Source organism: Pseudomonas sp. NLJ1 (genome assembly GCF_049486705.1).
In the GTDB taxonomy this organism is placed as follows: Bacteria; Pseudomonadota; Gammaproteobacteria; order Pseudomonadales; family Pseudomonadaceae; genus Aquipseudomonas; species Aquipseudomonas inefficax.
The window spans coordinates 5,484,922-5,507,110 of the sequence record NZ_CP137735.1 but is presented as its reverse complement, the minus strand read 5'-3'; the positions used below and the strand labels follow the sequence as shown (position 1 = coordinate 5,507,110).

At 64.7% G+C, this 22,189-nt stretch carries 15 protein-coding genes; 3 read left to right on the top strand and 12 right to left on the bottom strand.

The window, feature by feature from the left end:
• Positions 1-149 precede the first annotated feature (149 nt).
• The 8 genes from R9B85_RS24815 to R9B85_RS24780 all read right to left on the bottom strand — a co-directional run bounded on the left by R9B85_RS24815 (position 150) and on the right by R9B85_RS24780 (position 8,503).
• Positions 150-902, bottom strand: a complete 753-nt coding sequence (locus tag R9B85_RS24815; protein WP_112253965.1) for a WecB/TagA/CpsF family glycosyltransferase — start codon at positions 900-902, stop codon at positions 150-152.
• Entirely contained in the window at positions 902-2,089 is a 1,188-nt protein-coding gene (locus R9B85_RS24810) for a glycosyltransferase family 2 protein (RefSeq protein WP_112253964.1), read from the bottom strand. Before R9B85_RS24810 ends, R9B85_RS24815 begins: the two co-directional genes overlap by 1 nt.
• Positions 2,086-3,288: a glycosyltransferase gene (locus R9B85_RS24805; protein WP_112253963.1), complete on the bottom strand. Its 1,203-nt coding sequence runs from the start codon at positions 3,286-3,288 to the stop codon at positions 2,086-2,088. The genes R9B85_RS24810 and R9B85_RS24805 overlap by 4 nt, the downstream gene beginning before the upstream one ends.
• Positions 3,289-3,348: 60 nt before the next feature.
• Positions 3,349-4,353, bottom strand: a complete 1,005-nt coding sequence (locus tag R9B85_RS24800) for a VirK/YbjX family protein (RefSeq protein WP_207878080.1) — start codon at positions 4,351-4,353, stop codon at positions 3,349-3,351.
• A gap of 155 nt (positions 4,354-4,508) precedes the next feature.
• Positions 4,509-5,486 (bottom strand): glycosyltransferase family 2 protein, encoded by a 978-nt coding sequence (locus R9B85_RS24795; protein WP_423770679.1) that lies wholly within the window; start codon positions 5,484-5,486, stop codon positions 4,509-4,511.
• A 5-nt stretch (positions 5,487-5,491) separates the two neighbouring features.
• Entirely contained in the window at positions 5,492-6,016 is a 525-nt protein-coding gene (locus R9B85_RS24790) for a serine O-acetyltransferase (RefSeq protein ID WP_112253960.1), read from the bottom strand.
• A gap of 8 nt (positions 6,017-6,024) precedes the next feature.
• Complete coding sequence (locus R9B85_RS24785; protein WP_215520907.1) at positions 6,025-6,981, bottom strand: glycosyltransferase family 2 protein; 957 nt, start codon at positions 6,979-6,981, stop codon at positions 6,025-6,027.
• Between the two features lie 55 nt (positions 6,982-7,036).
• The gene (locus R9B85_RS24780) at positions 7,037-8,503 is read right to left on the bottom strand and encodes an FAD-dependent oxidoreductase (RefSeq protein ID WP_215520908.1); all 1,467 of its coding nucleotides are present in this window, start codon (positions 8,501-8,503) and stop codon (positions 7,037-7,039) included.
• A 358-nt stretch (positions 8,504-8,861) separates the two neighbouring features.
• On the opposite strand from R9B85_RS24780, the gene R9B85_RS24775 reads away from it, so the two are divergent.
• The 3 genes from R9B85_RS24775 to galE all read left to right on the top strand — a co-directional run bounded on the left by R9B85_RS24775 (position 8,862) and on the right by galE (position 14,063).
• A complete protein-coding gene (locus R9B85_RS24775; RefSeq protein WP_112253956.1) occupies positions 8,862-10,388 on the top strand; it encodes an O-antigen ligase family protein in 1,527 nt (508 codons plus the stop codon).
• 5 nt (positions 10,389-10,393) lie between these two features.
• A complete protein-coding gene (locus tag R9B85_RS24770; protein ID WP_423770678.1) occupies positions 10,394-13,009 on the top strand; it encodes a cellulase family glycosylhydrolase in 2,616 nt (871 codons plus the stop codon).
• 79 nt (positions 13,010-13,088) lie between these two features.
• Complete coding sequence (galE, locus tag R9B85_RS24765) at positions 13,089-14,063, top strand: UDP-glucose 4-epimerase GalE (protein ID WP_252378549.1); 975 nt, start codon at positions 13,089-13,091, stop codon at positions 14,061-14,063.
• A 1,122-nt stretch (positions 14,064-15,185) separates the two neighbouring features.
• Here the strand turns inward: galE and R9B85_RS24760 are convergent.
• From R9B85_RS24760 to R9B85_RS24745, 4 genes are read right to left on the bottom strand one after another with little or no spacing between them, the layout of a single operon-like run.
• Positions 15,186-16,826 carry a fatty acid--CoA ligase gene (locus R9B85_RS24760; protein ID WP_423770677.1) on the bottom strand — a complete coding sequence of 547 codons (1,641 nt, stop codon included), beginning with the start codon at positions 16,824-16,826 and terminating at the stop codon, positions 15,186-15,188.
• 11 nt (positions 16,827-16,837) lie between these two features.
• Complete coding sequence (locus tag R9B85_RS24755) at positions 16,838-18,616, bottom strand: acyl-CoA dehydrogenase C-terminal domain-containing protein (RefSeq protein WP_423770676.1); 1,779 nt, start codon at positions 18,614-18,616, stop codon at positions 16,838-16,840.
• Positions 18,609-21,173 carry an efflux RND transporter permease subunit gene (locus R9B85_RS24750; protein WP_423770675.1) on the bottom strand — a complete coding sequence of 855 codons (2,565 nt, stop codon included), beginning with the start codon at positions 21,171-21,173 and terminating at the stop codon, positions 18,609-18,611. The genes R9B85_RS24755 and R9B85_RS24750 overlap by 8 nt, the downstream gene beginning before the upstream one ends.
• Before the next feature lie 15 nt (positions 21,174-21,188).
• On the bottom strand, positions 21,189-22,184 hold the full coding sequence (locus R9B85_RS24745) for a WD40/YVTN/BNR-like repeat-containing protein (protein WP_423770674.1): 996 nt from the start codon (positions 22,182-22,184) through the stop codon (positions 21,189-21,191).
• Positions 22,185-22,189: the final 5 nt, after the last annotated feature.

Sequence of the window (22,189 nt, the reverse complement as noted above, 5' to 3'; positions counted from 1 at the left end):
GCAAGTGCCTTCCAGCAACCAGCAAGACTTGACAACGGCTCATGCAAAGCCCGTGAAGCGGAATCGTGCAACCCCAGGCCATTGATCTCACTGTAGCAGCCACCCGCCATCAGTGTCCCCGGAATCACGGTTCTCGCCGCCCCCGCCGTTCATGCGGTGTGCCCAGCCGCCCCTCCGTTGCGGCAGTACAGCAAGGTACGCAGCAGGAACAACGGGTTGCCCACCACATAGCGCATGAACAAACGCTTCGGCTCGCGCGCCAGCCGATACAGCCACTCCCCACCCAACCGCCGCAACCACTCGGGCGCCCGGCTGACCTTGCCGCCGAGAAAATCCAGGATCGCGCCGCCGCACACGATCAGGCATGGCACGCCAGCGGCCGCCAGCCTTGCCGCCACAACTTCCTGCCTGGGCATGCCCATGCCCAGCACGATCAGTTCTGGCTGCAGCTCCCTGGCCAGTTGCAGGTAGCTATCGACGCTGGCAAAGCCATCGTGGACCGACACCGGCACCACCCCGAACATGGCTGCGCTACGCTGCACGGCCTGGTCCAGATAAGGTTGCCGGGTGCCCCAGAACGCGACTCGCCGCCCACGGTAGGCAGCCAGGAGCCGAGGAATGAAGTCGGTGCCATTCATGTTGAGCCCCGGTTCAAGCCCCAGTCGCCGATACAGGATCGCCATACCGGAGCCGTCGCGCAGTAGTACGTCGGCCGCCGACAATGCCTGATGGCAGGCGCCATCGCGAACCACCAGGTTCATTGCATGGGCATTGACGAAGCCCAGCACGGTCGCGGCCTGCGTGGCGGTCAGCCTGTCCAGCAGGCGCTGCGCGGCAGTGGCATCCGCCACCACTTCAAGCTTGCCGACAATGGTGTTCCAGCGTTTCCGCCACTCAGCCATCAGTCTTTATCCCGTTTTGAACGTACCCATTCAACCTGGCGCTTGATCAGGAACCCCAGATACAACGGGACCTTCCTTACCGCATAAAACGGCGCGTACAGCAGCACGGAGAACGGGATCAGTTCGCGACAGAAGCGCGCCCAGGCCAGTGCGACGGCAAGGCCGAGCAATGCCAGCGCACAAAGGGCGATCCAGGCAGGTGCCGCCAGGCCGACCAGCAGGTATGCCAGCCAGGCCACCAGGTTGAGCCCGAGCAAGGCCAGTACCAGCAACGCCAGCGGCGGCACCAGCAGGTCAAGGGTCATGGCCAGCAAGCTGCCGTTACGCTGGGTGATTGCCGTCAGGGCACGCCTGGGCGCATCGGCCAGCATCAGGCTAAGGTGCCCATGCTCCCAGCGGGTGCGCTGGCTGCCCAGGCCTTGCTGGCTGGCAGGGAACCGGCTGCTGACCACCGCTTCGGGGCAGAACACTGGCGGCTTGCCCTGCTGGCACAGGTCCAGGCCCAGCTTCACATCCTCCACCAGGTGCCCGTTGGCCAGGTCGATCAAGGCCAGGTCACGCCAGCCGAACGCCATGCCTGCGCCCATCAACTGGCAAGGCAGGCCCAGCCGTGCCCAACCACGCGGGCGCACCAGGTTCTTGACCCGCCAGGCGAACTGGGCAACCTGCACTGCCAGCCCGGCCCCCGCCGGTGCGTGCATCAGGTACAGTGCCTGCACCGGGCGAGCGACCTCACAGTAGCGCCGCGCCAGGCGCTCGATTGCCCCCTCGCCCACCTGGCAGTCGGCATCCACCACGATCACCACCTCGGGCGGCTGACTGGCCAGATGGTGCACGCCAAAGTCCAGGGCGTAGCCCTTGCCGCGCAACCGCGTAGCGTGGCGCTCCACCACTTCGGCACCCGCCTCGCGCGCCAGTCGCGCGGTGTCGTCAGTGCAGTTGTCCGCCACCACCAGCAAGCGGTCGCCAGGCCGCAACTGCGGGGCAATGCTTGCCAGCGTGGCACCAATCATCGAAGCCTCGTCATGGGCTGGCACCAGCACTGCCACTTGCGGACGAGCGTTCTTGCCCATCGGCTGCACGCGTGCAGGCAAGCAGGCCATGAGTACCTGCACCAACAGCAGCAGCACCGGCAACAGGACGATGGTCGCCAGCATGCCCAGTAACCAAGCCAACACACTCATCATGCGGATGCCTTGAAATAGCTGGCCAACCTGGCCGCTTCGGTATCGATGTCATGCCGTTGCAGCACACGCCGGCGAGCCGCCTCGCCCATCCGCTGCAGCGCCTCGGCAGGTTGCGCCAGGCAGTCGGCCATGGTCGCCACCAGCTCGTCCACCTCGCCGGCAGGGAACAACCAGCCGTTCTCGCCCGGCCGCACCAGCTCGGGAATGCCTGCCACATAGGTGCTCAGCACTGGCCTGCGCAACGCCATGGCCTCCATGATCACCACCGGCAAACCCTCGGCAAAGCTGGGCAGCACCAGCGCACGCGCCGCAAGGATTTCTTCGCGCACCTGTGCGCTGCTGATCCAGCCGGTGATGCGCACCTGCTGCTGCAAGCCATGCCGTGCAATCAACGCCTCGATCTGCCCACGCATCTCACCATCGCCAGCCAGCACCAGCTCGAAGGCTATCGACCGGTCGGCCAGTACCCGCGCGGCCTCGAGCAACAGCAGCTGGCCTTTCTGTTCGCAAAGGCGGCCGACGCACACCAGGCGCGGCGCCATGGGCACGCCGACCGACGCCACCTCATGGAAACTGCGCTCGAGGCCGCAATGCACCACCTTCACCTTTGCCCAATGGTCGTGTGCCACCCAGCGATACAACTGGCTGCGCCCGTACGAGCTGACCGCCGCGACAAATGCGGCACGCCGCACTTTCTCGCCCAGGTGCAGGAACTGCGGCTTGTCGAACTCTTCCGGCCCATGCACGGTAAAGCTGTAGGCTGGCCCGCCGAGCACGTTGGCCAGCATCACCACCTCGGTGGAATTGGTGCCGAAATGCGCATGCACATGTCTTGCCTCACCCGCCTGCAACCATTGCAGCACCTGGCAGGCCTCGGCCAGGTACACCAGGTGGTACGGCCAGGCCCGGTCGGCCCGCCTGCCAAGGCGCAGGGCCAGCCACAGCGCCCGGAAAAACCGGCGCGGCTGCGCGCGCAGTACTCGCCAGGCCGGTGCCAGCAAACCCTTGATGCCACGCTGCAGCACATAGCGGGTCCTGGCCCGTTCGTTCGCATCCTCGGCATCCTGCAATTCGGCGTCCCACCCGCGCAGGGCAATGCGCTGCACCTCTACCCCCTGGCGCTCCAGCGCCAGGATCTCGCGGCGGATGAAACTGTGGCTGACCTTCGGGTACTGGTTTATGAAGTAGGCAATGCGCATAGGAATCCAGATCAAGACCCGCGTGATGAACCTGCAGATCTGCCACTGCAGGGCCGGCCGTTACTCAAGGTTGCCGACTACCGGCGGCCGGCGCGCCGCCGATGCCGGCTCGTCAGGTGCATCCCCCTGTTCCTCTTGTAGTCCAAGGTTGTGACCGCTGCCTGGCAACGCCGCCTGCAAGCGGGCAAAAACGTGGTCGAGCAACGCCTGGCGGCGGCGGTACATCGCCCGTTTCTTCGCCGGGATGTCCTGTTCCGCCCGCTGTGCCGCAGCGAGCGGAAGGGCCAGGAAGTCAGCATGGTTCGATGCGATAGCGCCGTGCTCCAGCCAGATCACGTCGTAATTGGCCGCCAGGTCCTGACCTTTTTGGTTGCCAAAATACGCGTGCCGATGGTGGCGGCAGGCATCAGTTACGGCATACAGGTGCGCCACGCCCAAGGTCCTGGCCAGGCACTTCAATGCCTCGAGCAACAGGCTGCGCGGGCGCAGCCCTTCGAAGTCCTTGGTCAGGTCGCGGTAGATGGCCAGGGAGGTTTCGCTGTCGATCCCCTTGTGGATGCCCTGCACTGCACCGATGAACAGGCACAGCTCGCCCTGGCTGCGGCACAGGCTGAACGCCAGGGAAGCCACGCGCAGGTCAGTCTGGAACAGGTTCAACACCAACTCGCCTTCGCGCTTGAACCAGATCGGCCGGTCCAGGACCAGGCGGCAGCCCGGCGAATAGCCGGACAGCTCGCACAGCGTCAGGCTTTCGTCCCGCCCCAGCAGCAACAGCGCCGGAAACTGCCCGGCCAGCACCTCGAAGTGCGAAGCCAGCACCTCCAGGCGCTGCGGGGCTTCCCAGCATTTGCTGAGGTACGGCCACTGCACGACACCGATGCAATCCACCCCCAGGCGCTGCAAACCTTGCTGGCCCAGCGCCGCCGTCATGCGCTGCAGGAACGCATTCAGTTCAGGCCATTGCCTGGCAATCTGCAGCGTCAACTTGTACTTGTTGTTCAGCGCCCGCAACGAGTAACCCGGTTGCAAGGTAAACACGCTTTTCACGATCGTGCCGAGCATCATGGGCCTCTTTCTCACTAGAACTGCACATAACTCATTGAATTAGCAGGGGCCCTGTGGGAGCGGCTTTAGCCGCGAACACCGGCGCAGCCGGTGCCATGCACCTCGTTGGATTCTTCGCGGCTAAAGCCGCTCCCACAGGGTAAGCGGAGTCCTTGTCACTTGTACTCGATCAACGTCGGTTTGCCGGCCGCGATGCGGTGGCGCAAGAACTTCAGTTGCCCGAGCATTTCCGGGAACTTGCCCAATACCAGAAACACCGCCTGTAGCCAGTTCTCCCGCACCGACTTGCCACCGCGGCGAGCAAGGCGTGCAGCCTGCAGCGGGTACACCAGCAGCAACAGCAGGCCCCAGCCCCCCAGCAAAAGGAAGGCCAGCACGACCACCACGGGGATGCCCAGGCCCCACAGCCAGGCCCGGCGCGATTCGCGCAGCCAGTGCCGCTCGGGTGGCCGACCATGCAGGTAGGCCCCTTCGGCATAGGCATGGCCAGCGCGCAGGCTACGCCGCCACCATTGGCTGAAACGGGTCATGGCGGCATCGTGCAGGGTCATCTCGGCGTCCAGGCGCCAGACCTTCCAGCCCTTTGCCCGCAGGCGCACGCACAGTTCGGGCTCTTCTCCGGCGATAAGCTCGGGGCGAAAGCCACCGACGGCGACAAAGGCGTCTACCCGCATCAGGGCATCGCCACCGCACGCCTTGGCCTCGCCGATGGGGGTGTCCCACTCCAGCTCGCACAACAGGTTGTACACCGACCGCTGGGGGAAGCGCTCGCGGCGGCGGCCACACACCACTGCCACATCGGGATGGTCGTCGAGAAACGCCTTAGCCGCGGCCAGCCAGCCGCCATCCACCTCGCAATCGCCATCGACGAATTGCACCAGCTGCATCGAGGGCAGCTGCCGCTGCAAGGCGAAAAAGCCTTCGTTGCGCGCGCGTGCGGCAGTGAACGGAGTGTCCATTCCCAGTGCCAGCACCTCTACCCCCAGGCTGCGGGCCAAATGCGGTGAGCCATCGCTGGAGCCCGAGTCGACGTACATGACCTTGTCCGCCCCCTGCAGCAGCGAACGCAGGCAACGCTCCAGGCGCTGGCCTTCGTTGCGGCCAATCACCACCACACCGATCCCGCTCGCCATGGGTTTCACTCGACGGGCACCGTGGCGGCCGGTTGCCTGGCCTTTATGATGGCCGGCACCCCTACCGCCAGCGAGTTGTCTGGCACATCTACCAGCACCACGGCGTTGGCGCCGATGATCACGTCGTTGCCGATACGGATGCTACCCAGCACCTTGGCCCCGGTGCCGATATCGACGTTGTTGCCGAACACCGGCGCAATCGGCTCGTTGACGTTCTTCAGGCCCACCACCACGCCGTTGCGGATGCGGCAGTCATCGCCAAAACGGGCATAGCCGCTGATGACGATGCCGCCAAAATGGTCGATCACGAAGTTGCGGCCGATCACCACTTCGCACGGCAGCTCCACACCCGTGATGATCTGCACGAACTTGAACAGCACCTTGTAGATGAGCGACAACAGCTTGCGCAGCAGTGCCGGGCGCACCCCATAGCGCCAGCGGCCGAAGCGGTACACCAGCAGTACCCAGAAACCCTGGGCGCCCCAGTCACCACCATGGGCACGCAGGTCGGCACGTACATTCTCGAACATGGCTCCACCTACCTTGTCGGTTGGCTGGCGTACCGGGTCTTGAACAACAGAGACCAGGTCGCCCGGCAGTGACGCCAGCAGGCCTGTATCGCGCCCCGGCCGCGTCGTTTCAACAGCGCCTTGAGTGCCAGCACCAGGTCGCCCAAGGTGACCAGCAACATGTGCAGGGCAAGCCCCGCCAGCCCGTGATGCTTGCGGAAGTACAGTAGCTCGCTTTCGATCTGATAGGAGGAGATCTGCCGGCTGGCCGCCTCCAGTTCGGCCACCGATCTGGAGCTTTCCCCACCGATGTGCACCACCGTGGTGTGCGGGTAGAACACCACTTTCCAGCCGGCCGCCTTCACCCGCTTGCAGTGGTCGACCTCCTCGTAATAAAGAAAGTAGCGCGGGTCGAACAGGCCCACCTGGTCGAGCACTTCGCGGCGCACCAGGTAGAAGCAGCCAGGCAGCCAGTCGCACTCGCGGACCGAAGCGTGGTCCCAGTTCATTTCGTCGACCATCTTCAGGCCCGGGAAGAAGCGCCCCAGCCCGGTACGCCCGACGAACACGTTGAGCGGTGTAGGGAAGTAGCGGCAACTGGGCTGCAAGTCGCCGTCGCGGCCCTCCAGGCGTACCCCCAGCACCCCGCACTCCGGGTGGGCTTCCATGTAGTCGAGGGTTTTCTGCAAGGAATCGGCGGCGACGAAGGCGTCGGTGTTCAGCAGCAAGGCGTACTTGCCCTTCAAGTGCGCCAGCAACTGGTTGTTTGCCCGGCCGAACCCCACGTTCTGCCTGTTGCTCAGCAGCAGCGCTTGCGGGCACACCTCGGCCATGCGCTGTAGCGAGTCATCCACCGAGGCATTGTCCACCACCAGGTAGCTGGCCAGCCGCTCGCTGTCGGCAAGGCGCAGCGCATCGAACATCGGCTGCAGCAGCCCGGCCGTGTTGAAGTTGACCACCATGACGTCCACAGGTTTGCTAGCCATTGTTGCTGTCCCTCGAAGAAAGCCCCACGCCTTTGCAGTATCAGCACAACATTCGTCACGCCACGGCTTCCCTGGCCGCGTTCATCCTGGCATCGAGGTGGTCGGCCAGGCGTAACGCAAACTGCAGCAGCGGCATGGTCGGGTTGGAAGCACCGCCGGTGGCAAAGATGCTGCTGCCGGCGACATAAAGGTTTTCGGTGCCGAATACCCTGCAGTTGGTATCCACGACACCGAACTGCGCCGACGACGCCATGCGCGTGGTACCCATGTGGTGAGCATGTGGCGACAACCTCAGCGGTATCGAAGTGTCGTAAACGAAGTCATTGAGCTTGATGAAGCCAAGGTTCATGTCAGCCCACTGCTTGGCCAGTTCGCTGCCAATGCACTTGACGGTGTGCCGGTCATCAGCGCTCAGGGCCCAGTTGACATTGACCTTGGCCACGCCCAGCGCGTCCTTCTCGTCCAGCAGCGAAATGCGGCTGTGCAGGTTGGGGAACTGCTCGATCATGGTGCTGATGACGCCGTCACCGGGGCAACTGAACCTGGCCACGAAGGCAATCTTGCTGGCTACTCCCATGTCGCAAGCCAGGTTCTCCAGAAAGTGTTTCACCTCGGCAGTACGACCATAGGTTTGCACATCGGCCAGCAAGGCGGCCCTGACGTTGCCCTTGCCTGCCTTGTATTCGTCAACGAAGGCATCGGAGGTGTAGTACTCGCGCGGTTCCGGGGCCAACCCCGACCTGAGGATGAAGGTGCCAAGATCAATGTTCAGATGCTCCATGAAACACCCGCCGACCAGCCCGCCCTTGCTCACGATCCCCGCCGCCAGCAACGACTCGCTGTTGAGCAGTTGCCGGGCATTCTCGATTGCACCGGTGGCCAGCACGAAGTTTCTTGCAGCCAGGCGCTGGCGATTGCATGCGTAATCGGAGAGTACGACTGCGGCCAGGTGGCCGGAAGACTGGTCGAACTCCAGGTTCACGCAATTGCAATTGATGAATACGTCCAGGCCTGGGGTCTGCTCCAGGGCCGTGGCGTACTTTTGCGCAAAACGCGTTGGCGGGCTGAGCAGAAAGCGGTCGGGCTCGAAGTCTCCGCCGTCGAGGCCGGCATTCAGTGCGTGAAAATCCGCCCCGGGGGGCAGGTCGACGATTTCCATGGCAGCAGGCAAGTAGCCTGCGATCTCCGAATAAGGAATGGGCCAGCCAGGCAACCCGCCAATGGGGGGAACGGCGAAGTCGGAGGGGCTGAATGGCCGGCAACGGCCTGCCCAATGGTTGGATGTGCCGCCCAGGTAACGCAGGCGGGCTTCCCCGGCGTACAGCTCCAGGCCAGTGGATGCACAGGCGTACAAGGCTTGCGAGTTCGCCGAGTATTCGCGCCCGCCACCTTCGGCTAGCAGGACGCTCCAGCCGGCGGCGGCCAGGCGCAGCCCCAGGATGATGCCCGCGGGGCCAGCACCAATGATGCAGACATCGTAACTGTCGCGCAGGGCCTTCTGCTGCTGATAGTCCTTGATCATGGCTGTTTGTCCCGAAAGTAGCGGGACGGCAACACCCAGCCGTTGATCACCACGAACCCGGGCCCGCCGGCAGGTTGGCGGGCGACGGCTGGCGTAGCAGCGAACACCACACCGCCAACGCCCAGCAGGACACAACTCTGGAGAAACCCTCTACGACCCAACTGCGCAGTACAAAAAGTAAGCTTCCCCATGATCCAGTGACCTGCATCTTTGAAAGATTCACCCGGCTAGCCGCATTGCAGCCAGTCATCAATCGACGGCATGACGTCAATCTCTACTGATTGGCTAAAAGGTCACTATAGTTTCAATCAGCCACGATGCTAGCCGTTGCCCACCGACGCAAAGGTGCACATAGCCAATGCCTGAACATTTTCGTGCGTTGATCGTCATCCTGTTTCTGGCGAGCGTGGTCTTCCTGCTGGCGCGGCGGCCTGCCACCGACCTGATCCCACTGAGCGATTTCAAGCGCCGGCGCAATCTGTGGTTCCTGCTTACCCTGCTGGCCTTCTTTTCGCACAGTTTCTGGCTGTACCTGGGGGCTGGCGCCGTCATCCTGTACATCGCCGGGCGCCGCGAGCACAACCCCATGGCGTTGTTCTACATGCTGCTGTTCCTGATCCCGCCGGCTTCGGTGCAGGTGCCCGGGTTTGGCGTGGTCAATTACCTGGTCGACCTCAACCATATCCGCCTGCTGACCCTGTGCGTGCTGTTGCCGGCGGCACTGGCCCTGCGCCGGCAAGGCGACACCCTGCGCTTCGGCCGCACCTGGCCGGACAGGCTGTTGGCAGCCGGCCTGCTGCTGATGAGCGTGCTATACCTGCGCGAAACCACCGTGACAGACACCCTGCGCCAGACACTGTACCTGTATGTCGACGTGCTCCTGCCGTATTACGTGGCCAGCCGTGGCCTGCGCCAGATCAGCGACTTCAAGGACACCCTGCTGGCCTTCGTGCTTGCCTCCTTCGTCCTGGCCCTGATCGGCGTGGCCGAGTACGTGCGCCACTGGCTGCTGTACAGTGCCATGGTCGACGCCATGGGCGTGCCGTGGAGCATGTCCGGCTACCTGAGCCGTGGCGGTTCGCTGCGCGCCAGCGTCACCACCGGGCAGGCGATTGCCCTGGGCTATGTGATGAGCGTGGCCATCGGCCTGTTCCTGTTTGTCCAGGGTTATGTGCGCCGCCCCCTGCAGCGTGCGATGGGCGCCCTGCTGCTGGCCGCCGGGCTGTTCGCGCCACTGTCCCGTGGCCCGTGGATCGGCGCCGTGGTCATCGTGGTGGTGTTCATCGCCTTGGGCAGAGGTGCGGTCAGGCGCCTGGCGCTGCTCGCTGTGGCCGGCATGCTGGCCCTGCCCTTGCTTACCATCGTGCCCGGTGGCGACAAGGTGCTGGACATGCTGCCGTTCATTGGCAACCTCGAGAAAGAGAACATCACCTACCGCAAACAGCTGATGGACAACTCGTGGATCGTCATTCAGCGCAATCCGCTGTTCGGCTCGTTCGACTTTCGCAACACCCCGGAAATGCAATCGATGATCCAGGGTGAAGGCATCATCGACATCGTCAACACCTATATCAACCTGGCACTACGGGTCGGGCTGGTCGGGCTTGGCCTGTTCGTGGCGTTCTTCGTCACCGTACTGCACGGTATCCGCAAGGCCATGCGCAGTTTCCCCGACAAGGACGACGAGCGACGCCAGCTCGGCCGGGCATTGCTGGCGACACTGATCGGCATCCTGGTGATCATCTTCACCGTCAGCAGCATCACCTTCATCCCGGTGGTGTACTGGACTGTCGCCGGGCTGGGCGTGGCCTACATCCAGATGGCCCGCAGGCTGCATGACAGCGAGGCCATCGCGCTGGCCAACCCCGGCCTTCAACCAAGGTGACCCTTATGAGCCTGCTACCCCTGCGCAGCCGGGGTTTTCAGACCCTGCTGCAGGTTTCGGCCATGGCCGGCCTGGCCTTGCTACCGCTCACCGGCTGGGCATCGACGTGGCAAGTCAGTGTCGATGAACAGAACGGCCTGCCCTTGGTGACCCGCGGTGGTGGGCCGATGATGAAAGCCAAGTTCGACTTCTGGGCGGCCAACTGGAGCTGGACCGGTTTCTCCACCACGTTCAAGGTCAATGGCCCCTACCACTACACGCTGCAGGGAAAGAACAAGGAACTGGACTTCGACCTGGCGGCGGATATCCGCAAGGAGCAGGCGCAAACCCTGAGCTGGGCTTTCGACGTCGACGCTCATAGCCGCCAGGCCGGGGTGATGGGCGGCGGCATGGTCTTCGAGTTCGACCCTGCGCAAATTGCCGGAGACATGGGCGCCCCGCAGCTGCTGCCCGGCAACCGTGGCTGGTCATGGGGCAAGGCTGACCAGGGCCGGCGCATCGAAATGCGCTTCGAGCCACCGCTGGCCAGGATGTATTTCGAGCGCGGCAACCCGTCCGAACTGCGTGCGTTCATCTACAGCGACCCTATCAACGCCGGCCGGCAGCAGATCAAGGCGGTGCTGAACGTTACCGGCGACATCGACCTGGGGCCCACGCCCAGCGAACGCTTCGGCCTGGCCGACCCCGCCGGTTGGCCCGACGACCAACTGGACTGGCGCACCTCGCCAGTGGACCTGTCGTTCCTCAACGCTGCGCAAAAGCCTGCCGGCAAGCATGGTTTCGTCAAGGCTGTCGGCGAGCAGTTGATGTTCGAAAACAACACCCCGGTGCGCTTCTGGGGCACCAACCTGTCCGCCTATTCGTTGTTCAAGAGCCCCGACGAAGAAATCCGTCAACAGGCCAAACGCCTGTCGGCACTGGGTTTCAACCTGGTGCGTCTGCATCACCACGACTCGCCCTGGGTCAGCCCGAACGTGTTTGGCGACGGCACCCTGGTGCGCGATACCCAGCAGCTCAGTGCCGAATCGCTGCGCAAGCTCGACCTGTGGATCAAGGCGCTCAAGGACGAGGGCATCTATATCTGGCTGGACCTGCACGTGCAGCGGGCGCTTACTGCCAAAGACAACATCGATGACTTCGAGGAACTGGCCAAGGGCGAGAACCATGTCGACCTGAAGGGTTACGCCTATATGAACCGCAGTATCCAACAGGCGATGAAGCGCTTTGCCGAGCAGTACCTGACCCATGTGAACGAATACACCGGCCTGGCCTACAAGGACGACCCGGCCATCGCTGCTGTGCTGCTCACCAATGAGAACGACCTCACCCAGCATTATGGTAATGCCCTGATGCCGAACAAGGATGTGCCGCACCACAGCGAGCGTTACATGGAAGCGGCCAAAGCCTTCGCCAAACACTATGACCTGCCCACCGACCTTACCTGGCGCGCCTGGGAGCATGGCCCCTCGAAGCTGTTCCTCAACGACCTGGAGCAGCGCTTCGACGCCGACATGATCGCCCACCTGCGCCGCCTCGGCGTGAAAGTGCCGATCGCCACCACCAGTACCTGGGGCGGCAATGGCCTGAGCGCGCTGCCGGCACTGACCACAGGCGATGTCATCGACGCCCATGGCTACGGTGCCAATGGCCAACTGGAGAAGAACCCGCTGACCAGCGACGGCCTGATCGACTGGCTCGCCGCCGCCCAGGTAGTTGGCAAGCCGCTGACCGTCAGCGAGTGGAACGCCGAACCCTTCCCGCTGCCCGACCGCCACTCGCTGCCACTGTACGTGGCCGGCACCGCTGCCCATCAGGGCTGGGACGCCATGCTGCAATACGCCTACAGCCAGCAGGCCTTCAACCCAGGTTGGCGCACGGCGGATAACTGGCACGCGTACAACGACCCGGCGATGATCGCCACGTTGCCCGCTGCCGCCCTGCTCTATCGCCGTGCGGACGTGAAGCCCGCCACCACCCGCTACGTGTTCGCGCCGACACCCGCCACCCTGTACAACCAGGAGATCACCCCGCGCAATTCACCGCTGCTGCGCACGGCCATGGAAAAGGGCCAACTGCAGATCGCCCTGCCACAGACACCGGAGTTGCCCTGGCTCAAACCCGCCGCCATCCCTGCCGGTGCGCAGGTACTGCAGGACCCGGGGCAGTCCTTGCTGCCGGCCGACGCCACGGAAGCGGTCAGCGACACCGGCGAACTCAAGCGCAACTGGCAACAGGGCATCTATACCATCGACACACCGCTGACCCAGGCCGCCACCGGATGGCTGGGAGGTCACTCGATCAGCCTGGGCGCCATTCAGGTGCAAGCAAAAACGCCGTACGCCAGCGTCGTGGTGCAAAGCCTGGACGGCAACCCCCTGGGCCAGTCGCGCGAACTGCTGCTGTCGCTAGGTACCCGTGCCGTGCCCAAGGCCGATGCCAAGACACCGTTCAACGTCGAACCGCTTGCCGGCACCTTGAGCATCAAGGCGCCTGCTGGCCTGAAACTGTTCGCCCGGGATGCACAGGCACAGTTGAAACCGTTGCCGATGGCTTACCAGGAGGGGCGCTACAGCATCACGTTCGACGGCAAGTACATGTCCAACTGGCTGTTCTTGAAATAGGGTATGTGGCCATCTACCCTCACAACAGACCTGTAGCTGAAAAGCGCGGCTGTACAACAGCAAAGTCCAGGAGGCATGGATGAAGTTTCTTGTTGTCGGTGGCGCAGGCTACATAGGCTCGCACATGGTCAAGCACCTGCTCGGTGCGGGCCATGAGGTGGTGGTGGCGGACCTGGTCGCACCCGGCCCCGGTGTGCAGTGGGCGAAACTGGACATCGCAGACGAGCCCGCCCTGGATGTGCTGTTTGCTGTTTGCCGTTTCGATGCCGTGTTCCACTTTGCCTCGTTCATCCAGGTGGGCGAGTCGGTCAGCGTGCCCGGCAAGTACTACCAGAACAATGTCGCGGCCACCCTTTCCCTCCTGCAGGCCATGGTGAATGCCGGTATCAGGCACCTGGTGTTTTCGTCCAGCGCAGCCGTTTACGGCAACCCGCAGTATGTGCCGATCGACGAAGCGCATGCCAAGGGGCCGATCAACCCGTATGGGCTGAGCAAATGGATGGTCGAGCAGATTCTCGAGGACTTCGATCGGGCCTACGGCTTGAAGTCGGTATGCCTGCGTTACTTCAACGCAGCGGGCGCGGACCCGCAAGGCCAGCTGGGAGAGCGTCATGACCCGGAAACCCACCTGATCCCGTTGATCCTGCAGGCCGCTTCGGGCCGGCGTGATTCAGTAACGGTATTTGGCCGCGACTACGACACGCCGGATGGTACCTGCATACGCGACTATGTGCATGTGGCCGACCTGGCGGTTGCCCATGCACTGGCGGTGGATTACCTGCTGGCGGGTGGCGAGCGAACCGCGTTCAACCTGGGCAATGGGCGGGGTTTTTCGGTGCAGCAGGTGATCGATACGGCCCGCGCGGTGACTGGCCGGCAGATCCGCACCCTCGACGCCCCCCGCCGCCCCGGCGACCCGCCCCGGTTGGTGGCGGATGCTGGCAGGGCCATGCACGTGCTGGGCTGGCGGCCGGAGTTTGCCACGCTGGAGCCGATTGTGCGGCATGCGTGGCAGTGGGAGCTGCAGTATCCTTGGGCTCAGCACCAAAGCTGAGATTGTGGGCCCGCGTAACACCGGCCTAGCCGATACCAAACACCGCATCGCCTGTTTCGCGGGTAAACCCGCTCCCACAGAGTCCCTCGTCAGCTGAAGGAATGCGCCATACCTGTGGGAGCGGGCGCGCCCGCGAACACCGGCGCAGCCGGTGCCAGCCACCGCGTCGCCTGCTTCGCGGGCATGCCCGCTCCCACAGAGTCCCTCGTCAGATGAAGGAATGCGCCATACCTGTGGGAGCGGGTTCACCCGCGAACACCGGCGCAGCCGGTGCCACCACCGCGTCGCCTGCTTCGCGGGCATGCCCGCTCCCACAGAGTCCCTCGTCAGATGAAGGAATGCGCCATACCTGTGGGAGCGGGTTCACCCGCGAACACCGGCGCAGCCGGTGCCAGCCACCGCGTCGCCTGCTTCGCGGGCATGCCCGCTCCCACAGAGTCCCTCGTCAGATGAAGGAATGCGCCATACCTGTGGGAGCGGGTTCACCCGCGAACACCGGCGCAGCCGGTGCCAGCCACCGCGTCGCCTGCTTCGCGGGCATGCCCGCTCCCACAGAGTCCCTCGTCAGTTGAAGGAATGCGCCATACCTGTGGGAGCGGGTTCACCCGCGAACACCGGCGCAGCCGGTGCCAGCCACCGCGTCGCCTGCTTCGCGGGCATGCCCGCTCCCACAGAGCCCCCACCAGCTGAGGGAATGCGCCATACCTGTGGGAGCGGGTTCACCCGCGAACACCGGCGCAGCCGGTGCCAGCCACCGCGTCGCCTGCTTCGCGGGCATGCCCGCTCCCACAGAGTCCCTCGTCAGTTGAAGGAATGCGCCATACCTGTGGGAGCGGGTTCACCCGCGAACACCGGCGCAGCCGGTGCCAGCCACCGCGTCGCCTGCTTCGCGGGCATGCCCGCTCCCACAGGGCCCCCACCAGCTGAGGGAATGCGCCATACCTGTGGGAGCGGGTTCACCCGCGAACACCGGCACAGCCGGTGCCATCCACCGCGTCGCCTGCTTCGCGGGTAAACCCGCTCCCACAGGGCCCCCACCAGTTGAAGGAACGTGCCATACCTGTGGGAGCGGGCGCGCCCGCGAATACCGGCGCAGCCGGTGCCAGCCAGTCCGGCCAGCATTCAGAGAAATGCCTGGCGGATCCGCTTCTTGTCGATCTTGCCAACGCTGGTCTTGGGGATCTCCTCCACGCAACGCAACTGCCGTGGTATCGCCCATTTGTTCAGGTGCCCGCTTTCCACAAAAGGCTGCAGGTGCCCGGCCAACCCCGCCTGGTCGAACTGCATGCCATCACAACAGACGACCAAGGCCAACGGCTGCTCACCCCACTGCGCGTCCGGGATGCCAATCACCGCCACCGATGCGACAGCCGGGTGCTGGCTGATCAGGTTTTCCAGCGCCACCGAGCTTACCCACTCGCCACCGGTCTTGATCACATCCTTGATCCGGTCGCGAATACGCACCACACCCACAGGGTCGATGCAGGCCAGGTCGCCAGTGTGCAGCCAGCCTCCCAGCCACAACGCGGCACCCTGCTCCGGTTCATGCAGGTAGCCCTGGGTCAGCCACGGCGCACGCACCACGATTTCACCCAGGCTTTCGCCATCACGGGGCACATCATTGCCTTCTGCGTCGATAATGCGCAGGTCCACCAGGGCAATCGGCACGCCGGCATCGATACGTAGCGGCAGCTGTTGCGCCATGGGCAATGCCAGCAGGTCGGCGCTCAAGTGGGTGATGCTGAGCAGCGGGCAGCTTTCCGACATGCCGTAGCCACAATGCACACTGATGCCGCGCTCGCTGGCACGCTGCGCCAGGCCCAGGGTCAGCGCACTGCCGCCCAGCAGCATCTTCCAGCCGGTCAGGTCGGCGCGGCGCCCTTCCTCGCTGTCGAGCATCATCTGCAGCACCGTGGGCACACAATGGGAGAACGTCACGCCTTCGTCGCGGTACAGGCGCACCAGGCGGTTGGGCTCGTAGCGCCCCGGGTAGACCTGCTTGATGCCCAGCGCCGTGGCCACGTAGGGCACGCCCCAGGCATGTACGTGGAACATCGGCGTGATGGGCATGTACACATCGCCGCTGCGCAACAGCGGCACCTCGCCGCAGGCAGCCAGGGTGCCCTGCTCGACCAAGGTATGCAGCACCAGTTGCCGGTGGCTGAAGTACACGCCCTTCGGGTTGCCGGTGGTGCCGCTGGTGTAGAACAGCGTGGCCAATGAGTGCTCGTCGAAATCGGCGAAGTCGAACTGCGGCTCGGCAGCCGCCAGCAGCGCTTCGTACTCACCCAGCAACGGGACGTCTTGTGTTGCCGGGCCACCTTCGGCGAGGCGAATGAACCCCTTGACCGTGGGCAAGTCATCGCGCAATTGCGCCATCAACGGCAAAAAATCGTCATGAACCAGTACCAGGCGGTCCTCGGCATGGTTCATGGTGTAGCGCACCTGCTCGGTGGACAGCCGTACGTTCACCGTGTGCAGCACCGCACCCAGCATCGGTACGGCAAAAAAGCATTCCAGCGCCCGGTGGCTGTCCCAGTCGAGCAAGGCCACGGTGTCGCCAGGCTTGACTCCGGCGGCGGTCAGCACGTTGGCCAGCCGCTGGATGCGTTCGAGCAGCGTGGTGTAGGTGTAGCGCAGCTTGTCGGCGTAGACGATTTCCTGGTTGGGCTGGTAGCGCACGCCCGACAGCAGCAGGCGCTTGATCAGCAACGGATAGGCATAGGCCTGCTCGGCCGCGGGCATGACGCGCGTGGTAATCATGTCGGCGGCCTTCACAGTTGCCCAGCCTCGAGCAGATACAGGCTGTCGCTACCGGCCTTCACACTGGCACTCAGCGAATGAATACGTGGCAGCAGGCGGGCAAAGTAGAACCGCGCGGTGCCCAGCTTGCTCAGGTGGAACGGCTCGGGGGCCGCATGACACTGGCATACCACGGCCATGCGTGCCCACAGGTAGGCGTAGAAGGTGTAGCCAAACACCTGCAGGTACTCCACCGCCGCCGCACCAAGCTCCCGCGGGTTGCCCTGGGCCCGGTCGAGCAACCAGGCGGTCAGCTCATCGAGGTTGCGCACGGCAGCCAGCAGCGGCGCGCCGAACTCCGCGCTCGCTGCAGGCAACGCCTCGGCAAAGGCAGTAATTTCATCGGACACACTGCGATAGGCCTGGCCGCCATCGCCAAACAGTTTGCGCCCCACCAGGTCGAGGGCCTGGATGCCGTTGGTACCTTCGTAGATCTGGGTAATGCGGCAGTCGCGGATCAATTGCTCCTGGCCCCACTCGCGGATATAGCCATGGCCGCCCAGCACCTGTTGGCCGTGCACGGTGGTCTCCAGCCCCATGTCGGTGAGGAAGGCCTTGGCCACCGGTGTGAGCAACGCCACCTTGGCCTCGGCCTGGGCGCGTGCGGCCGGTACTTCGCTGTACCTGGCCAGGTCGAGTTGCAGCGCAACGTAGGTAGAAAAGGCCCGCCCGCCTTCGTTCAGCGCTTTCATGGTCAGCAGCATGCGCCGCACGTCCGGGTGGACGACGATAGGGTCTGCACTTTGCGTCGGCGCTTCGGCGCCCGTCGGCGCACGGCCTTGCTGGCGGTCACGGGCATAGGCGATGGCGCCCTGATAGGAGCGTTCGCCCAGGGCCAGGCCCTGGATACCTACGCCCAGGCGCTCGTAGTTCATCATGGTGAACATTGCCGCCAGGCCCTTGTTCGGCTCGCCGACCAGATAGCCGATGGCGCCGTCGAAGTTCATCACGCAGGTGGCCGAGGCCTTGATGCCCATCTTGTGTTCGATCGACCCGCAACTCACCGCATTGGCCTCGCCCAGCATGCCATCGGCGTCTACCAGTACCTTGGGCACCAGGAACAGCGAGATGCCCTTGGGCCCGGCGGGCGCATCCGGCAGCCGCGCCAGCACCAGGTGGATGATGTTCTCGGTCAGGTCCTGCTCACCGCCTGTGATGAAGATCTTGGTACCGGTGATGCGGTAACGGCCATCGGCGCCTGGCTCGGCACGGGTGCGGATCAGGCCCAGGTCAGTGCCGGCGTGCGGCTCGGTCAGGCACATCGAACCGGCCCAGCGCCCTTGGTACATGGGCGGCAGGTACAGCGCCTTCAACGGCTCGCTGGCATGGTTGAGCAGCGCCAGGCAGGCCCCGGCCGTCAGCATCGGGTACAGGCCGAACGACAGGTTGGCGGCATTGAGCATTTCTTCGAGCTGGGCGCCGATCACTTTCGGCATGCCCATGCCCCCATATTCCGGGGCACCGGCGACGCCCACCCAGCCATCGGCGGCAAATGCCCGGTAGGCATCGGCGAAACCATCGGGGGTGCGTACCCGGCCCGCCTCCCAGCGGCAACCCTGCTCGTCGCCACTGCGGTTGAGCGGTGCGACCACCTGGGCGATCAGCCTGCCGGCCTGTTCGAGCACGGCCCGGGCAGTATCGCCATCGACCTGCTCGGCCAAGGCGGGCGTTTGCGCCCACCAGGCCGGTATGTCGAACACTTCGTTGAACAGAAAATCCATGTCGCGCAGTGGCGGAAGGTAATCAGACATGAGGCGAACACTCGGTTTCTTGGGTTTGCGGAAGCGACGTGGCCTGGGCCTCGGCAGGCACCGGGGCGGCCTGGCCACGCAGGAGGAAATGCGACAACGCGGGGATCAACACCAGCGCACCGAGCATGTTCCACAGGAACATGAAGGTCAGCAGCAGGCCCATGTCGGCCTGGAACTTGATCGGCGACCAGGCCCAGCCGACCACGCCGGCGGCCAGGGTGATGCCGACCAGCCCCACCACCCGGCCGGTGAAGGCCACGGCTTTCTGGTAGGCCTGGGCCAGGCTCAGCCCGGCGCGCTGGTAATGCAGTTGCACGCTGAGCAGGTACAGCGCGTAGTCCACACCAATGCCTACGCCCAGGGCGATCACCGGCAAGGTGGCGACCTTGACGCCAATGCCCATGGCTACCATCAGCGCCTCGCACAGTACCGAGGTGAGCATCAGCGGCAGGATCGCCACCAGCGTGGCGCGCCAGCTACGGAAGGTGAACAGGCAGAACAGCGTGACCGCCAGGTACACCAGCAACAGCATGCGGTGGTTGGCCTCGCGGACCACCACGTTGGTGGCGGCCTCGATGCCGGCGCTGCCGGCGGCCAGCAGGAACTGCTGTTCGGCGCTGCTGTTGGCCTGGGCAAAACGCTCGGCCACGGCGGCCACCTGGGCCAGGGTGTCGGCGCGATGGTCCTTGAGGTAGGCGATTACCGGCATCAGCGAGCAGTCGTTGTTGAACAGCTCGGGGGCATTGACCGAGGCCTGCTGGGCAGCGTAGTTGAGCACGTCCTGGTTGCGCTGCAGGCTGTTCAGGCGCGGGTTGCCTTCGTAGGTGCCGGCGGTGATCTGGCGCACTGCGTTGGCCAGCGACACGGTGGTCTGCACACCTGGCAATTGCTGCAGTTCCCAGGCCAGGCGGTCGGCAAGGACCAGTGTCTGGTATTGCAGGCAGCCTTCCGGGGCGGTCTTGACCATTACCGCGAAGGTATCGCTGGACAGCGCGTAGTGCTGGGTGATGTAGGCGTTGTCGAGGTTGTAGCGCGAGTCGGCGCGCAGCTCGGGGGCACCGCTGTCGAGGTCGCCGATTTTCAGTTGCAGGCTGCCCCAGATGCCGAGGGCGCCCAGGGCCAGGGCCACCAGCAGTGCGGCGCTGGCCCATTTACGTTCGGTGAAGCGGTCGAGCAGGCTCCATGGGTTGATTGGGGCCGCTCTGCGGCCCTTCGCGGGCATGCCCGCTCCCACAGGGACCGCGTCAGCTTCAAGTCTATCGCGATACCTGTGGGAGCGGGCATGCCCGCGAAGGGCCGCAGAGCGGCCCCAACGAGCATCAATCTCCAGGGCCCGCTCGGCAGCCTTGCGGCCCACACCCACATACGACAGCGCCACCGGCATCAGCAGCAACGAGGTGAAAATCAGCACCGCCACACCGATGCTGGCGGTTATCGCAAGGTCCTGGATCACCGGGATGTCGATCAGCATCAGCACGGCAAAGCCCACCGCATCGGCCAGCAACGCGGTCACCCCGGCCACGAACAGGCGGCGGAAGGTATAGCGCGCCGCTACCTGGCGATGGGTGCCACGGCCAATGTCCTGAAGGATGCCGTTCATCTTCTGCGCAGCGTGGGACACGCCAATGGCGAAGATCAGGAACGGCACCAGGATCGAATACGGATCGATGGCGTAGCCCAGCCAGGCGACGATGCCCAGCTGCCACACCACCGCAATCAGCGAACACAGCACCACCAGCAGGGTGCTGCGCACGCAACGGGTGTAGCAGTAGATGATCAGCAGGCTGGTCAGCACCGCCAGGGCGAAGAACGCCATCACCTGGATCAGCCCGTCGATCAGGTCGCCCATCAGCTTGGCGAAGCCGATCACATGGATGCGGTACTGGCCGCTGGCCTGGTACTGGCTGCGCAGTTGTTCAAGCTTCTGCGAGAAGGCGTGGTAATCGAGGCCCCTGCCGGTGGCCGAATCCTGGTCGAGCAGCGGCACGACCAGCATGCTCGACTTGAAATCACGCGCCACCAGGCTGCCGACGATATTGGCGCGCTCGATGTTCTGCCGCAGTTGCTCGATGTCGCCCGCAGCGCCCTGGTAGCCGTCGGGCATCACCGGGCCGCCCTGGAAACCTTCCTCGGTCACCTCGGTCCAGCGCACCGCCGGGCTCCACAACGACTTCACCCAGGCCCGGTCCACGCCCTGGCTGAGGAACAGCTCGTCGTTGATGTGGCGCAGGGTCTGCAGGTAGCCCGGGTCGAAGATGTCGCCCTGGGTGTTCTCCACCACCACCCGCACTGCGTTGCCCAGGCCACGCAGCGATGGGCGGTTTTCCAGGTAGTTCTGGATGTAGGGGTGGCTCTGCGGCAGCATCTTGTCGAAACTGGGGCGCAGCTCCAGGCGGGTCAGCGCCATGTAGCCCAGCACCAGGGTCGCCAGCAGCATGCACAGCAGGAACGGCAGGCGATGGTTGAACACCAGGCGCTCCAGGGCATTGCCCGAGCGTGGGTCGAAATCGTCGAGGTTGCGGATTACCGGCAGGGTGTCTTGGCGGGTAGCGGCCATCAGGGTCTTCTCTTGTTATGGGTGCAGCGTGGGGTTGCCGGCCTGGTTGCGCACGCCCCGCTCGCCGACCAGTACCAGGCCGTTGCCGGTATCGGTGGCGAGCGCGGTCACCGGGCCACGGGCGCTTTGCGGCACCGGGCTGAAGCTGGCGCCATCATCCCGGCTCAGCAGCAGGTCGCCGGCCTGGCTGGCCAGCCACAGCTGGCCGTCACGGTCGACGCCGGCGGCGGTGAGGCTGGTGTTCACCCCAGTGCTGACCGGTTGCCACTGCCGGCCGCCATCGGTGCTGCGGTAGGCATGCCCACGCAGGCCGTAGACCAGCAGTCCGCCAGGCTTGCCGACAGCACCGAACAGTGTGCCGGCGTAGGGTGTCTCGACACGGCTGAAGCGCTCGCCGTCCTGCTTCAGCAGCAGGCCTTGCTCGCCGGTGATGTACAGCTCGTCACCCACCGCGGCCAGGCTGGTCAGGTGCAGGCCTTGCGGGTTATCGCTGTGGTCGAGCCAAGGTTGCCAGTGCTCGCCGCCATCAACGGTGCGCAACAGCAGGTTGAACACGCCGACCGCATAGCCATTGCAGGCATCGCCGAACCACACGTCGAGCAAGGCATTGTCGCTACCCGTGCCCGGCAGTTGTTCGGCCAGCGCCCGGCCATCCAGCTGCTTCTGCCAGTGCTCGCCGCCATCGCGGCTGTGCAGCACCACGCCATCGTGGCCAACCGCCCAGCCCAGCTCGGGCGTGGCGAAGCTCACGGCATTAAGGTCGGCGCTGACCGGCACCTGGGCCTGCTGCCAGTGCGCGCCGTGGTCGTCGGAGTACAGGATGTGCCCTCGCGGGCCCACCGCGACCAGGCGCTGCCCGGCCAGGGCTACATCGCGCAAGGCGCTGCTGGCGACCAGGGCGCTGGGCATGGCGGGCAGGTCCAGCACATCGGTGAAGGGCGCCGCCTGGGCCGCGCCCTGCAGCGCGGCCAAGGCCAGAACTACCACGCTGCATCGTTTGAAGACAGACATTGCCA